Source organism: Microbacterium lacus (assembly GCF_002812805.1).
In the GTDB taxonomy this organism is placed as follows: domain Bacteria; phylum Actinomycetota; class Actinomycetes; order Actinomycetales; family Microbacteriaceae; genus Microbacterium; species Microbacterium lacus_A.
On the sequence record NZ_NMUM01000005.1, the window covers coordinates 78,618 to 94,061 of the forward strand.

The following is a 15,444-nucleotide window of genomic DNA, read 5'->3' on the forward strand; positions in this document are numbered from 1 at the left end:
TCCCATGAGATCCACCAGTGAGGACGGTTGACATGGCCGTGAGCCCGAACGATGGCGACAACACGTCGTTCCCCGCCAAGCAGGGAATGTACAACCCGGCATTCGAGAAGGATGCCTGTGGTCTGGCGATGGTCGCCACGCTCCGCGGCACGCCCGGGCACGACATCGTTGCGCAGGCGCTGACGGCGCTGCGCAACCTCGAACACCGCGGGGCCATCGGGTCCGACGCGGGTACCGGCGATGGAGCCGGCATCCTGACGCAGATCCCGGACGCGTTCCTGCGTGCGGTGGTGGAGTTCGACCTGCCGCCCGTGGGCGAGTACGCGGTCGGTATGGCCTTCCTGCCCCTCGACGACGACGAGCGTCAGGCAATCAAGGACGGCATCGCCGAGATCGCCACGAGCGAGAACCTCGTCGTGCTCGGATGGCGTGAGGTCCCCACAGATGAGCGGCACCTGGGCAAGCTCGCACACGCGGCGCGCCCGGCCTTCGAGCAGCTGTTCGTCTCTCGTCCGGCCGTCGGCGACGCTCCCGCGCTCTCGGGCATCGACCTCGACCGCCGCGTCTATCGCCTGCGCAAGCGCGCGCGCCACGAACTCGGCGCGTACTTCGTGTCCCTTTCCGCGCGCACGCTCGGCTACAAGGGCATGGTCACGACTCTCCAGCTCGAGCCGTTCTATCCGGACCTGCAGGACGAGCGCTTCGCGTCCGAGCTCGCGGTCGTGCACTCGCGTTATTCGACGAACACCTTCCCGTCGTGGCCGCTCGCGCAGCCGCTGCGCATGCTCGCGCACAACGGCGAGATCAACACCGTCAACGGCAACCGCAACTGGATGCGGGCGCGCCAGTCGCAGCTCGAGTCCGAGCTGCTCGGCGACATCAAGCCGTTGTTGCCGATCTGTACGGTCGGCGCATCCGACTCCGCGTCTTTCGATGAGGTGCTCGAGCTGCTCACGCTCACCGGGCGCAGCCTGCCGCACGCGGTCATGATGATGGTGCCCGAGGCGTACGAAAAGCAGGCCGACATCGACCCGAAGCTGCGGGCGTTCTACGACTACCACTCCATGCAGATGGAGCCATGGGATGGACCGGCCGCCCTGATCTTCACCGACGGCACGCTCGTCGGTGCGACCCTCGACCGCAACGGGCTGCGTCCCGGCCGCTGGACCGAGACCACCGACGGCCTCATCGTCATCGGCAGCGAAACCGGCGTGCTCGACTTCGAGCCCGAGCGCATCAAGCGCCGCGGGCGCCTGCGTCCGGGCCGCATGTTCCTCGTCGACACTGCCGCGGGTCGCATCATCGAAGAAGAAGAGGTCAAGCAGCAGCTCGCCGAGCTCCACCCGTGGCAGGAATGGCTCGACCGGGGCACGGTGCGCCTGTCTGATCTTCCCGAGCGCGAGCACATCGTGCATCCGATCGCCTCGATCACTCGTCGTCAGCGCACCTTCGGGTACACGGAAGAAGAGGTGCGGATCCTTCTTACGCCCATGGGCCAGAACGGCGCCGAGCCGCTGGGCGCAATGGGATCCGACACGCCCATCGCCGTGCTGAGCGAGCGCCCGCGTCTGCTGTTCGACTACTTCGTGCAGCAGTTCGCACAGGTGACGAACCCGCCTCTCGACTCGATCCGCGAAGAGGTCGTCACGAGTCTGCGCATCGGGCTCGGCCCCGAGCCGAACCTTCTGTCGTGGGGTCCCGACCACGCGCGCACGGTCACGCTCGACTTCCCGGTGATCGACAACGACGAGTTGGCGAAGATCCAGCACGTCGACACCGCGCTGCCGGGCCGCTCGTCCGTCACGATCCGCGGGCTTTACCGCGTCGAGGCCGGACGCAAGGGGCTCGAGAAGCGCATCACGCAGATGTGCACCGAGGTCGATCAGGCGATCGAGGACGGCGCGGAGTTCATCGTGCTGTCCGACCGCGACTCCAACAAAGACCTCGCGCCGATCCCTTCGCTGCTCATGGTCGCCGCGATCCACCACCACCTCATCCGCAAAGAGACGCGCATGAAGGTCGGTCTGGTGGTCGAGGCGGGCGATGTGCGCGAGGTTCATCACGTGGCGACGCTGATCGGGTACGGCGCATCCGCCGTCAACCCGTACCTGGCGATGGAGACCGTGGAGTACCTGGTTCGCGCCGGGTTCATCTCGAACATCACACCCGAGAAGGCCGTCAAGAACCTGATCTACGCGCTCGGCAAGGGTGTGCTGAAGATCATGTCCAAGATGGGCATCTCGACCGTCTCGTCGTATGCCGGCGCGCAGGTCTTCGAAGCCGTCGGACTCTCGCAATCCTTCATCGACGCCTACTTCACGGGCACCGAGACGAAGCTCGGGGGCGTGGGCATCGATGTGATCGCAACCGAGAACGCCTCTCGCCACGCCTACGCGTACCCGGAAGACGCCGCGGTGCACGCGCACGAGCGCTTGTGGACCGGCGGGGAGTACCAGTGGCGACGGGATGGCTCGCCGCACCTCTTCAACCCCGACACCGTCTTCAAGCTGCAGCATGCGACCCGTTCGCGTCGCTACGACCTGTTCCGCGAGTACACCAAGCTCGTCGACGACCAGGCTTCGGAGCTGAAGACGCTCCGCGGCATGTTCCGTCTGCGCAAGGGCGTGCGTCCGGCCGTGCCGATCGACGAGGTGGAACCCATCTCGTCGATCATGAAGCGGTTCCAGACGGGCGCGATGAGCTATGGCTCGATCTCGAAAGAGGCGCACGAGACGCTGGCGATCGCGATGAACCGCATCGGCGGACGATCGAACACGGGCGAGGGCGGCGAAGACCTCGACCGCCTGCTCGACCCCGAGCGGCGGAGCGCCATCAAGCAGGTGGCCTCGGGCCGCTTCGGCGTCACGAGCATGTACCTCACGCATGCCGAGGACATTCAGATCAAGCTCGCCCAGGGTGCCAAGCCCGGTGAGGGTGGTCAGCTGCCGCCGACGAAGGTGTACCCGTGGATCGCGCGCACACGCCACGCGACCGCGGGTGTGGGCCTGATCTCGCCGCCGCCGCACCACGACATCTACTCGATCGAAGACCTCAAGCAGTTGATCTTCGACCTCAAGCGCGCAAACCCGAAGGCGCGCATCCACACCAAGCTCGTCAGCCAGTCGGGCATCGGTGCGGTCGCGGCGGGTGTCGCGAAGGCGCTGTCCGACGTGATCCTGGTGTCGGGTCACGATGGGGGAACGGGCGCCAGCCCGCTCAACTCGCTCAAGCACGCCGGAACGCCGTGGGAGCTGGGGCTCGCCGAGACGCAGCAGACGCTGATGCTGAACGGTATGCGCGACCGCGTGGTCGTTCAGGTCGACGGACAGCTCAAGACCGGACGCGACGTCATCATCGGCGCGCTTCTCGGCGCCGAAGAATTCGGCTTCGCGACGGCCGCGCTGGTGGTCGAAGGCTGCGTCATGATGCGCGTCTGTCACCTCGACACCTGTCCGGTCGGAGTGGCGACACAGAACCCTGTTCTGCGCGCGCGATTCACCGGCAAGCCGGAGTTCGTCGTGAACTTCATGGAGTTCATCGCCGAAGAGGTGCGCGAGCTGCTCGCCGAACTCGGCTTCCGCTCGATCGATGAGGCCGTCGGACACCACGAGTTGCTGGATGTCGACGGCGCTGTGGAGCACTGGAAGGCGAGCGGAATGGATCTCTCGCCGATCCTGGTGGGTCCGCCGTTCGCCGAGGACGAGCCTCGCCGCAACGCGCGCGAACAGGAGCACGAGCTCGACGAGCACTTCGATGTGCAGCTCATCGAGCGCGCGCAGGACGTCATCGCACACGGTGGCCAGGTCGAGATCGACCTGCCGATCCGCAACACCGCGCGCGCCGTCGGCACGATGCTCGGCAACCGCGTGACGCTCGCGCACGGTGAGAACGGACTGCCGTCCGGGTCGATCGTGGTCAACCTGCGTGGCTCGGCGGGTCAGTCATTCGGCGCTTTCATGCCTGCGGGCATCACGCTGCGCCTCGAGGGCGACTCGAACGACTACGTCGGCAAGGGTCTCTCGGGTGGTCAGATCGTCATCCGTCCGCCCCGCGGTGCTTCGTTCGACGCCTCGCAGAACGTGATCGCCGGCAACGTGATCGGCTATGGCGCGACGCAGGGCAGCATGTTCCTGCGCGGTGTCGTGGGGGAGCGTTTCTTCGTCCGCAACTCCGGCGCGACCGCCGTCGTCGAGGGCGTGGGCGACCACGCGCTCGAGTACATGACGGGCGGACTCGCCGTGATCCTCGGGGCGACGGGGCGCAATCTCGGAGCCGGGATGTCGGGCGGAACCGCCTACGTCTACGACCTCGACCGCACGCTCGTGAATCGCGAGGCCCTCGCATCCGGTGAACTCGAACTGCTCGAGCTCGGCTCGGGCGACGTCGAGATCCTCCGCGACCTGCTGAAGTTGCACGTCGCCGAGACGGACTCGACCCTCGCGGCCGACCTGCTCGACAACTTCGACGAGGCCGTCACGCGCTTCACGCGGGTTCTGCCGCGCGACTACGCGGCGGTGCTCGAGACCCGTCAGGCGGCGGTTGCCGAGGGGCTCGACCCCGACGGCGACGTTGTCTGGACTCGCATCCTGGAGGTGACCGGTGGCTGACCCGAAGGGTTTCCTCAAAGTCACGGAGCGCGAACTCGCGCCCCGTCGTCCCGTGCCCGTACGCATCATGGACTGGAAAGAGGTGTACGAACCGGGTGACAAAGCCGTTCTGCGTCGCCAGGCCGGGCGTTGCATGGACTGCGGCATCCCGTTCTGTCACAAGGGCTGCCCGCTGGGCAACCTGATTCCGGAGTGGAACGACCTGCTGTGGCGCGGCGAGGGCCGCGACGCGATCGAGCGTCTGCACGCGACCAACAACTTCCCGGAGTTCACGGGTCGGCTGTGTCCCGCGCCCTGCGAGAGCGCCTGTGTGCTGGGCATCAACCAGCCCGCGGTGACGATCAAGCAGGTCGAGGTCGGCATCATCGACCAGGCATTCTCCAACGGATGGGTCGAGCCCGAGCCCCCCGGACGCCTGACCGGCAAGACGGTCGCCGTCGTGGGCTCCGGCCCCGCGGGCCTCGCGGCCGCACAGCAGCTCACCCGCGCCGGACACACGGTCGCCGTTTATGAGCGCGATGACCGCATCGGAGGACTGCTGCGCTACGGCATCCCCGACTTCAAGATGGAGAAACGCCACATCGAGCTGCGCCTCCGCCAGATGCAGGACGAGGGCACCCGCTTCCGTGCCGGCGTCGAGATCGGCGTCGACATCTCGTGGGACGACCTGCGCGCGCGCTACGACGCCGTCGTGGTCGCGACCGGGTCGACCCTGCCGCGCGACCTGGCGATCCCGGGTCGTGACCACGCGGGCATCCACTTCGCCATGGAGTATCTGATCGAGTCGAACCGGGTCGTCGCCGGCGATTCGGTACCGCACCAGATCTCGGCCGAGGGCAAGCACGTCATCGTCATCGGCGGTGGCGACACAGGTGCCGACTGCATCGGCACCGCGCACCGCCAGGGGGCGCTCAGCGTCACGAACCTCGCGATCGGCATCCAGCCGCCCAGCGTGCGCCCCGAGGAGCAGCCCTGGCCGATGACGCCGACGCTGTTCGAGGTTTCTTCGGCCCACGAAGAGGGTGGTGAGCGCATGTACCTGGCGTCCACCGTCGAGTTCCTCTCGAACGGCGCTGGCGAAGTGCGGGCGTTGCGGGTGGCGGAAACCGAGTATGTGGACGGCCGTCGCGTGCCCAAGAGCGGCACGGAGCGCGAGATCCCCGCGGACCTGGTTCTGATCGCCCTCGGGTTCACCGGCCCGGAGCAGAACGACCTCGCCGACCAGCTCGGCGCGCGATTCACCAACCGGGGCAACGTCGAACGTGACGGGGACTACCAGACCACCGCGCCGGGCGTATTCGTCGCCGGCGACGCGGGTCGCGGCCAGTCCCTGATCGTCTGGGCCATCGCGGAGGGCCGTGCCGCGGCCGCCCGTGTAGACGCTTACCTGATGGGGTCAACCGAACTGCCATTCCCCGTGCATCCCACCGACATCGCGATCGGACTGCAGCCCGCGTAGGCTGACCCTCGGACTTTGTTACCGGTCCCATCCAGACCAAAACCCCGAACCCCACCGGAGCATCACACGATGAGACGTGCCAAGATCGTCGCCACCCTCGGCCCCGCAACCTCGACCTACGAGTCGGTGCGAGCGATCATCGACGCGGGGGTGGACGTCGCCCGCATGAACCTCAGCCACGGCGACTACGCCGTGCACGAGACCAACTTCGCGAACGTGCGTAAGGCGGCGGAGGATGCGGGTCGCCCCGTCGCGATCCTGGTCGATCTGCAGGGCCCGAAGATCCGCCTCGGCAAGTTCGCCGACGGCCCCCACGACCTCGCCGTCGGCGACATCTTCAAGATCACGATCGACGACATCCCCGGCACGAAAGAGATCGTCTCGACGACCTTCAAGGGGCTGCCTCAGGACGTCAACCCCGGTGACTTCCTCCTGATCGACGACGGCAAGGTCAAGGTCGAGGTCGTCGAAAAGACCGACACGGTCGTCACGACCAAGGTCATCGTCGCGGGTCCCGTTTCCAACAACAAGGGCATCAACCTGCCCGGTGTCGCCGTCAACGTCCCCGCATTGTCCGAAAAGGACGAGGCCGACCTCCGCTGGGGTCTTCGCATCGGCGCCGACCTCATCGCGCTGTCGTTCGTGCGTGACGCGAAGGACGTCCAGCGCGCGCACGTCATCATGGCCGAAGAGGGACGCCACGTCCCGATCATCGCCAAGATCGAGAAGCCGCAGGCCGTCGATCACCTCGAAGAGATCGTCGACGCGTTCGACGGCATCATGGTCGCCCGTGGCGACCTGGGCGTCGAGCTGCCCCTCGAGGCTGTGCCGATCGTTCAGAAGCGCGCGGTCGAGATCGCTCGTCGCATGGCAAAGCCTGTCATCGTCGCGACGCAGATGCTCGAGTCGATGATCAACAGCCCCGTCCCGACCCGAGCCGAAACATCCGATGTCGCCAATGCCGTCCTCGACGGTGCGGATGCCGTGATGCTCTCGGGCGAGACCAGCGTGGGGGAGTACCCCGTGGTCGTCGTGGAGACGATGGCTCGCATCGTGGCTTCCACCGAAGAGCACGGGCTCGACCGCATCGCCAAGCTCACCAACAAGCCGCGCACGCAGGGTGGCGCGATCACCCTCGCCGCCATCGAGGTCGCCGACTTCGTCGAGGCCAAGTACCTCTGCATCTTCACCGAGTCGGGCGACTCGGCCCGTCGTATGTCGCGCCTGCGCCCGAACATCCCGATGCTCGCGTTCACGCCTGAGCCGGCCATTCGCCGCCGTATGGCGCTCACCTGGGGCATCCAGTCGACCCTGGTCGAGCACGTCGCCCACACGGACCGCATGTTCATCCAGGTAGACGACTACCTGCTCTCGAACGACCTGGCATCCGTCGGCGACAAGGTCGTCGTGATCTCGGGATCCCCTCCCGGAATCGTCGGCTCGACCAACGACATCCGTGTCCACAAGGTCGGAGACGCCGTCCACGGCGCCGCCCCGATCTACCAGACCCGGGAGTAGCCGCGGGGACGGGCGGGGCGGCCGATAAAAGTACCGGTGGTGGGACTCGAACCCACATGCCCTCACGGGCAACCGATTTTGAGTCGGTCGCGTCTGCCATTCCGCCACACCGGCCCGCACGTCCGAGAATGACCATACCGTAGGATTCAAACGTGACCGAGCTAGACCAGAACTCAGCGCCCACGCCCTCGACCCCGAGGCGCGTCGTCGTCGCGGAGGACGAGTCGCTCATCCGACTCGACATCGTCGAGATCCTCCGTGACAACGGATACGACGTCGTCGGAGAGGCAGGGGACGGCGAAACCGCCGTTCAGCTTGCCACCGAACTGCGTCCGGATCTGGTGATCATGGATGTCAAAATGCCCATCATGGATGGCATCAGCGCCGCTGAGAAGCTGAACAAGAACCACGTGGCGCCCGTCGTGCTGCTGACGGCGTTCAGCCAGAAAGAGCTCGTGGAGCGTGCCAGCGAGGCCGGCGCCCTGGCGTACGTGGTCAAGCCGTTCACGCCGAACGACCTGCTTCCGGCGATCGAGATCGCGCTCAGCCGCTACCAGCAGATCATCACGCTCGAGGCCGAGGTGGCCGACATGGTCGAGCGCTTCGAGACCCGCAAGCTCGTCGACCGGGCCAAGGGCCTGCTGAACGAGAAGATGGGCCTGTCGGAGCCCGAGGCTTTCCGCTGGATTCAGAAGGCTTCGATGGATCGTCGTCTGACGATGCAGGATGTCGCGAAGGCGATCATCGAGCAGCTGGCGTCGAAAAAGGCTTAGCCCGCATCTCGGGCGGGTCGCTTCGACGAGCTCAGCGACCGATCCGTTGCGGTCCCTGAGCTTGTCGAAGGGACCACGGGGGCCTTACGGCGCGGCGGGCACGTCCTTGATGAGGTTCGTGATGCGGACCGTCGACAGGCGTCGGCCCCGTTCATCCGTCACGACGATCTCGTGCACTGTCACGCTGCGGCCGACGTGAATGGGCGTGCAGGTGCCCGTCACGTGACCCTCGGTGGCTGAACGGGTGTGCGTCGCGTTGATATCGAGCCCCACGGCCAGTCGACCGGGTCCGGCCAACAGGTTCGCGTGCATCGAGCCGAGCGACTCCCCGAGCACGACGTAGGCACCGCCGTGCATGAGGCCGACGGGCTGCGTGTTCCCCTCGACGGGCATCGTGGCGATGGCACGCTCGCGCGAGAACTCGACCCAGGCCATTCCCATCTTGTCGCCCAAGGCGCCGAATCCGCGTCGGTTGACCCATTCGAGCGGGTCCACGGCGGGAGCATCAGACATGGGCCCTCCTTCAAGAGCGAGGGCACGGTCGCGCCCGTGGGGACTGTCCGAACCGGTGGCTAGGCTGTGGGGGTGCCGGACTCCGAAAAGCCTACCCTCATGATCGTCGACGGCCATTCGCTGGCTTTCCGAGCGTTCTACGCGCTCCCGGTCGACAATTTCACCACCAAAGATCATCAGCACACGAACGCCATCTACGGCTTCCTGTCGATGTTCGTGAACCTGATCAAAGACCACAAACCCACGCACATCGCGGTCGCCTTCGACCTGTCGCGTACCTCGTTCCGTACCCGCGAGTACGCGGAGTACAAGGCGAACCGCTCCGAGACGCCTCCCGAGTTCTCCGGCCAGATCCCGCTATTGCGCGACGCCCTCGACGCGATGGGAATCCCGATCGTGACGAAAGAGGACTACGAGGCCGACGACGTTCTCGCAACCCTTTCGACCCAGGGTGCGGCGCAGGGTTTCGACGTCTTGGTCGTCTCGGGCGACCGCGATTCGATCCAGCTGGTGACGGATGACGTCACGCTTCTCTACCCGTCTGTGCAGGGCGTCTCTCAGCTCAAGCGCTACGACACCGCCGCGGTGATCGAGCGCTACGGCGTCCGGCCGGAACAGTATCCAGACATCGCCGCGCTCGTCGGTGAAACGAGCGATAATCTGCCCGGCGTGCCGAAGGTCGGCGAGAAGACCGCGGTCAAGTGGCTGAATCAGTTCGGCTCGCTCGACGAGCTTCTGAGCAACGCAGACAAGGTCGGCGGGGTCGTCGGCAACAACCTCCGTGAACACATCGATGCCGTGCGGCGTAACCGCACGCTCAACCGCCTCGTCACGGACCTCGAGCTTCCGCTGGGCCCGACCGACCTCGCGATGCAGCCGATCGACGCGCAGGCGGTGCGCGACATCTTCGCGCGCCTCGAGTTCCGCACCCTGTTGCCGCGCGTCTTCGAAGCCGTCGGGCTGGACGCCGAAGAGACCGCGGCCGCAGCCGCACGTGAGCCGGGCGTCGCGGCCCCGACGGTGCGAGAAGTGACCGCTGTCGAGGCGGCTGAGTGGGCCAACGCGCTCGCACCTGAGGTCTCCGTGGGTGTCACCGTCACCCTGCAGTCGGGGATGCCGCACCGCGTGGGTCTCGCGACGAGCGATGAGGCACTGGAGCTGACGTGGACGGCGGATGCTCCCGGTTGGGATGCCTTGGGGGAGTGGTTCGCCGGCCCGGCACCCAAGGTGACCAACGATGCCAAACCGCAGGTCAAGGCACTCCGCCGGGCGGGATACTCCCTCGGGGGACTCGCATTCGACACGCTGCTGGCGGGTTGGCTGCTGCGCCCGAGCTTTCCCGACAAGACCCTCGCCGACCTCGTCGACCGGTACCTGGACGAGAAGCTGCCGGAGTCCGATCCGACCCAGCTCGTTCCCGAGACCGAGGGCGCGACTCCCGCGCAACTCGCCTGGTACACGCTGCGCGTCGCTGACGCTCTCGCCGACGACATGCCCGAGCCGGTCCGCGCGGTTCTGGACGACATCGAGCTGCCGACCCTCACGGCTCTGGCGGATCTCGAACTCGCGGGCGTCGCGGTCTCGCACACCAAGCTCTCGGAGTTCTCGGCCGAGCTGGGGGCGCGTGCCGAGGGGATCGCGCAAGAGGCGTACGCAACCATCGGTCGTGAGGTCAACCTCGGATCGCCCAAGCAGCTGCAAGAGGTCCTCTTCGAAGAGCTCGCTCTGCCGAAGACGCGCAAGACGAAGACGGGATACTCCACGGATGCCGCCGTGCTCGCCGACCTGCAAGAGACGGCTCCGCATCCGTTCCTGAATCTTCTGCTGCAGCATCGCGAGGCGACCAAGCTGCGCCAGATCATCGAGTCGCTCGACACGGCGATCGCGGACGACGGACGCATCCACACGACCTATCTGCAGACAGGCAGCCAAACCGGCCGTCTCTCGAGCACCGACCCCAACCTGCAGAACATTCCTGTCCGCACCGAAGAGTCGCGCCGCATCCGGAGCGCATTCGAAGTCGGGCCGGGGTACGAGGCTCTCCTGACGGCGGACTACTCGCAGATCGAGATGCGGATCATGGCGCATCTATCAGAAGACCCTGGTTTGATCGAGGCGTTCAACTCGGGCGAGGACCTGCACCGCTTCGTGGGTGCCCGCGTGTTCGGCGTCGAGCCGGCCGAAGTCAGCTCGGCCATGCGCACGAAGGTCAAAGCGATGTCGTACGGGCTGGTCTACGGTCTCTCGGCGTTCGGGCTGTCCAAGCAACTCCGCATCGAGCAGAGCGAAGCCAAACAGCTGATGATGGAGTACTTCGCCCGCTTCGGAGCCGTGCGAGACTACCTGCGCGCTTCGGTGGAACAGGCGAAGATCGACGGGTACACCACCACGATCTTCGGTCGCCGTCGGCCGTTCCCGGACCTCGCCAGCCCGAACCGTGTGCTGCGCGAGAACGCCGAGCGCGCGGCGCTGAACGCACCCATCCAGGGCAGTGCGGCCGACATCATGAAGATCGCGGTGCTGGACATCCACGCGGCCTTGCACGAGCAGGGTCTCGGGTCGCGAGTCTTGATGCAAATCCACGACGAACTCGTCCTCGAAGTGGCGCCGGGGGAGTGGGACGCCACGGAACAGATCGTCCGGACCCGCATGGGCGGTGCCGCGAAGCTTTCGGTTCCTCTCGATGTGCAGATCGGCCGAGGTTCGGACTGGAACGAGGCCGCTCACTAGGCTCGAAGGATGACCGAAGCAACTCGCACGCAAACGCAGATCGACGCGATCGCCGAATCCTGGGTCGACACGCTCGCAGAACTCTCGCCCACGCTCGGTACGTACATCGGCCGGACGGAGCACGCCGACCGGTTCGATGACTTCTCGCCCGAGGGTCACGCGCGGTTCGCCGACGAGGCCCGTCGGACGCTGGGCGCCCTCGATGCGGCACAGCCGACGGATCCGATCGACGACATCACCCGCACCGACCTCTCGAGCGAGCTTCGTCTGGCGCTGGAGTTGCACGACATCCGCTGGAACCTGCGCGACCTCAACGTGATCGCTTCCCCCGCACAAGAGATCCGCGAGGTCTTCGACCTGATGCCCACATCCACTACCGACGATTGGGAAGTCATCGCCCGCAGGCTGGGCGCTGTCAAGGGCGCGGTGGAGGGCTATACGGCGTCGCTCCGCGAAGGTCTGCGTCAGGGCATCGTGCCCGCCCGGCGACAGGTCGTCGAGGTGCTCACGCAGATCAGCCGCTACACAGCCGACAACGGCTTCTTCGCCGAGTTCGCCGGCGAAGCCGCGCCCGAGGAGGGACAACTCCCGGCATCTCTGGCCCGCGAACTCGCCGACCAGTCGGGAGCCGCCCGGGTCGCTTACGACCAGCTGGCGGAGTTCATGCGCGCAGAGCTCGCGCCCGCCGCGGGTGAGGCAGACGCCGTGGGGCGCGAGGTCTACGCCCTGCATTCCCGACGCTTCCTGGGCGCCTCCATCGACCTCGACGAAACGTACGAATGGGGTACGGAAGAGCTCGCGCGCATGGTCGCCGAGCAGGAGTCGATCGCGCACGAGATCAGCCCCGGCGCGAGCGTCGAAGAAGCCGTCGCCCTGCTCGAGAAGGACCCGTCGCGCAAGCTTTATGGAACCCAGGCGCTGCAGGAGTGGATGCAGGCAACAAGCGACCGAGCCGTCGCCGAGCTGGGCGCGACCCACTTCGACATCCCCGAGCAGATCCGCACGCTGGAGTGCATGATCGCTCCCACGCAAGAGGGCGGCATCTACTACACGGGCCCCACCGACGACTTCTCCCGACCCGGCCGCATGTGGTGGTCGGTGCCCGAGGGCGTCACCGAGTTCGACACCTGGCGCGAACTCACGACCGTCTATCACGAGGGCATCCCCGGCCATCACCTGCAGATCGGGCAGGCCGTCTACAACCGTGCCCAGTTGAACTCGTGGCGGCGCCTGCTCGCCGGCACCTCCGGGCACGCCGAGGGATGGGCGCTCTACGCGGAACGCTTGATGCAGGACCTCGGGTACCTCGACGACCCGGCCGACCGGCTCGGGATGCTCGACGGACAGCGGATGCGTGCGGCCCGTGTCGTTCTCGACATCGGGGTCCACCTCGGCAAGGAGCGACCGGACGGTCAAGGCATCTGGGATGCCGACTACGCACTCGCCTTCATGGGTCGGAACGTCAATATGCCGGATGAGTTCGTGCGTTTCGAAGTCAACCGCTACCTCGGATGGCCGGGACAGGCACCCTCGTACAAGGTCGGGCAGCGCATCTGGGAGCAGGTGCGCGACGACTACGCCGAGGCCCGGGGCACCGACTTCTCGATCAAGGAGTTCCACAAACGCGCGCTCGACGTGGGCGGCGTCGGCCTCGACACGCTGCGCACGGCCTTGCTGCGCGGCTGACCTCGAATCAGGGGCCGGAGATGGGACCCAGACCGGAGACGGAGTCCGTCGGGTCGACGGGAATGGTTGAGTGCGGCATCCTGTTACATACACGTGAATAGAAAGGCGTGCCCATGACTCTCGAACTCGGTCTCGATACCTTCGGCGACATCACCCGCGGCTCCGACGGCTCTCTGGTCAGCGACGCCCAAACCATCCGTGACGTCGTCGACGAGGCGGTGCTTGCCGATCAGGTCGGCGTCTCTTTCATCGGCCTGGGGGAGCACCACCGTCGTGACTTCGCGATCACGAGTCCCGAGATCGTGCTCTCGGCGATCGCGGCCCGCACCGAGAACATCCGTCTCGGCACGGCGGTGACCGTGCTCTCGAGCGACGATCCCGTGCGGCTGTATGAGCGGTTCGCCACGCTCGACGCGATCTCACGCGGCCGTGCCGAGATCATCCTCGGGCGCGGCTCGTTCATCGAGTCGTTCCCGCTGTTCGGGTACGAGCTGAGCGACTACGAGGTGCTGTTCGAAGAGAAGCTCGGGCTGGTCACCGAGCTTCTGAAAGAGAAGCCGGTCACCTGGCAGGGCACGACCCGTGCACCGCTCCACAACGCCGACGTGTTCCCCAAGACCGAGAACGGGCTCAAGGCCTGGATCGGGGTGGGCGGCAGCCCGGAGTCGGTCGTGCGGGCCGCGCGGCACGGGTTGGGCCTCATGCTGGCGATCATCGGGGGACCGGCCGACCGGTTCCGTCCGTTCGTCGAGCTCTACCACCGCTCGCTCGCGGCGCTCGGCAGCGAGATGCTGCCGGTCGGCGTCCACTCGCCCGGCCACATCGCCGAGACCGACCAGCAGGCGTGGGAAGAGGCGTACCCGGGCTTCGAGGAGCTGAACAACACGATCGGTCGCGAGCGGGGTTGGCCCCCGTACAACCGGATGCGCTTCCAGCACGACGTCGGGCCCGAGGGTGCGACGTACGCCGGATCGCCGGAGACAGTGGCCCAGAAGATCGCGCAGACCGTTCGCACGCTCGGCATCTCGCGCTTCGACCTGAAGTACGCTTCGGGTTCGCTGTCGCACGACAAGCTCATGAAGAGCATCGAGCTCTACGGCACGCGTGTCATTCCGCGGGTGCACGAGCTGCTCGCCGAAGATCCGGGGCCGCACGCCGCTTAGCCCTCCCGGCTTTCCGTGTGCACAGCGACGCAGAATCCGCCCAACAGCGTCACCGAGACGCCGATCGGGGCCTTCGGGCGCGATTCTTGCGTCGTTGTGCCCGCTGGCTCGGTGAGCCGCGCCTCGCGGCGGGACGCCGTCACCATCGCGGCGCCTAGGCTGGGTCGGTGTCATCCGTACGTTACGTCGCGATCGGCGACTCCTTCACCGAGGGCGTCGGCGACGAGCTCCCCGACGGCACGACGCGCGGCTGGGCGGACCTGGTCGCTCAGGGATGGGCGAACGCGACCGCCAATCCCATCGAGTACACGAACCTCGCCATCCGCGGCAAGCTCATCTGGCCGATCGTCCGCGAACAGCTTGAGCCCGCGCTGGCGCTGAAGCCGACGCATCTGTCGTTCAACGGCGGCGGCAACGACATGCTTCGTCCGCGCGCCGACATCGAGCACATCGCGGATGCCTTTACGCAGGTGCTCCGGCGCTGCGATGAGGAGAGTGTGACGCTCATCCTGCTCTCGGGCGCAGACCCGTCGCAGCAGCTTCCGCTCGGCCGCATGATCCGGCGTCGCGGCGATGCCCTGTCACGCGCAGTCCTTGCTCGGGCGAAGGGCCGTTCCGATATCGTCCGGGCACTCAACTGGCCTGACGCAGACCTCGGAACGCCTCCGTTCTGGTCGGAGGATCGGCTGCACATGAATGCTCGCGGCCACCACCGGGTGGCTGCTCGGGTGCTGGATGCACTCGGGCTCGCGCCGCCCGCCGACTGGTGGGAACTCCCGTCGCTCGCGGCCGGAGGGCTGACGGGGCTCAGGTACTACCGCACGCATGTCGGACCGTGGATGCGTCGACGTATCACGCGCACGTCGTCCGGCGACGGCCGTGTGGCCAAGTATGCGGAGTGGGTGACGGTTCCTCCGCTCGGTTGAGCCGGCACCCCCGCGAGAGGACCCAACACGCCGCGCATCGGCGACGCGCACGGCGTGTTGCGTCCGTTC

Annotated in this window: 9 protein-coding genes and 1 tRNA gene; 8 read left to right on the plus strand and 2 right to left on the minus strand. The window is 66.7% G+C overall.

Going from position 1 to position 15,444, the window contains the following annotated elements; translation table 11 throughout:
* The first annotated feature begins 32 nt into the window (after positions 1-32).
* The 3 genes from gltB (at position 33) to pyk (ending at position 7,584) form a co-directional block, all read left to right on the plus strand.
* Positions 33-4,607 (plus strand): glutamate synthase large subunit, encoded by a 4,575-nt coding sequence (gltB, locus tag CGU34_RS00850; protein WP_100812953.1) that lies wholly within the window; start codon positions 33-35, stop codon positions 4,605-4,607.
* Positions 4,600-6,066, plus strand: coding sequence for a glutamate synthase subunit beta (locus CGU34_RS00855; protein WP_036296232.1), 1,467 nt, complete (start codon positions 4,600-4,602; stop codon positions 6,064-6,066). Before gltB ends, CGU34_RS00855 begins: the two co-directional genes overlap by 8 nt.
* A 69-nt stretch (positions 6,067-6,135) precedes the next feature.
* Positions 6,136-7,584, plus strand: a complete 1,449-nt coding sequence (gene pyk / locus CGU34_RS00860; protein ID WP_100812954.1) for a pyruvate kinase — start codon at positions 6,136-6,138, stop codon at positions 7,582-7,584.
* A gap of 31 nt (positions 7,585-7,615) precedes the next feature.
* Here the strand turns inward: pyk and CGU34_RS00865 are convergent.
* A tRNA-Leu gene (locus CGU34_RS00865) sits at positions 7,616-7,698 on the minus strand.
* A 38-nt stretch (positions 7,699-7,736) separates the two neighbouring features.
* Between CGU34_RS00865 and CGU34_RS00870 the strand changes: the two genes are divergently transcribed.
* The gene (locus tag CGU34_RS00870) at positions 7,737-8,357 is read left to right on the plus strand and encodes an ANTAR domain-containing response regulator (protein ID WP_036296230.1); all 621 of its coding nucleotides are present in this window, start codon (positions 7,737-7,739) and stop codon (positions 8,355-8,357) included.
* Positions 8,358-8,441: 84 nt separating this feature from the next.
* Here CGU34_RS00870 and CGU34_RS00875 read toward each other — a convergent pair whose 3' ends face one another.
* Positions 8,442-8,870: a hotdog fold thioesterase gene (locus tag CGU34_RS00875; protein WP_100812955.1), complete on the minus strand. Its 429-nt coding sequence runs from the start codon at positions 8,868-8,870 to the stop codon at positions 8,442-8,444.
* A 72-nt stretch (positions 8,871-8,942) separates the two neighbouring features.
* Here CGU34_RS00875 and polA point away from each other — a divergent pair, with 72 nt between their 5' ends.
* The 4 genes from polA (at position 8,943) to CGU34_RS00895 (ending at position 15,375) form a co-directional block, all read left to right on the plus strand.
* Complete coding sequence (polA, locus tag CGU34_RS00880) at positions 8,943-11,600, plus strand: DNA polymerase I (protein WP_198517637.1); 2,658 nt, start codon at positions 8,943-8,945, stop codon at positions 11,598-11,600.
* 9 nt (positions 11,601-11,609) lie between these two features.
* Positions 11,610-13,286, plus strand: coding sequence for a DUF885 domain-containing protein (locus CGU34_RS00885; RefSeq protein ID WP_100812957.1), 1,677 nt, complete (start codon positions 11,610-11,612; stop codon positions 13,284-13,286).
* A 113-nt stretch (positions 13,287-13,399) separates the two neighbouring features.
* A complete protein-coding gene (locus tag CGU34_RS00890) occupies positions 13,400-14,449 on the plus strand; it encodes an LLM class flavin-dependent oxidoreductase (protein ID WP_100812958.1) in 1,050 nt (349 codons plus the stop codon).
* 167 nt (positions 14,450-14,616) lie between these two features.
* A complete protein-coding gene (locus tag CGU34_RS00895; RefSeq protein ID WP_100812959.1) occupies positions 14,617-15,375 on the plus strand; it encodes an SGNH/GDSL hydrolase family protein in 759 nt (252 codons plus the stop codon).
* Positions 15,376-15,444 lie beyond the last annotated feature (69 nt).

Excerpts from the sequence above, each read along its gene's own strand:
- CGU34_RS00890 (WP_100812958.1), top strand. The coding sequence starts at position 13,400 with ATGACTCTCGAACTCGGTCTCGATACCTTCGGCGACATCACCCGCGGC.
- gltB (WP_100812953.1), top strand. The coding sequence starts at position 33 with ATGGCCGTGAGCCCGAACGATGGCGACAACACGTCGTTCCCCGCCAAG.
- pyk (WP_100812954.1), top strand. The coding sequence starts at position 6,136 with ATGAGACGTGCCAAGATCGTCGCCACCCTCGGCCCCGCAACCTCGACC.
- CGU34_RS00885 (WP_100812957.1), top strand. The coding sequence starts at position 11,610 with ATGACCGAAGCAACTCGCACGCAAACGCAGATCGACGCGATCGCCGAA.
- CGU34_RS00875 (WP_100812955.1), bottom strand. The coding sequence starts at position 8,870 with ATGTCTGATGCTCCCGCCGTGGACCCGCTCGAATGGGTCAACCGACGC.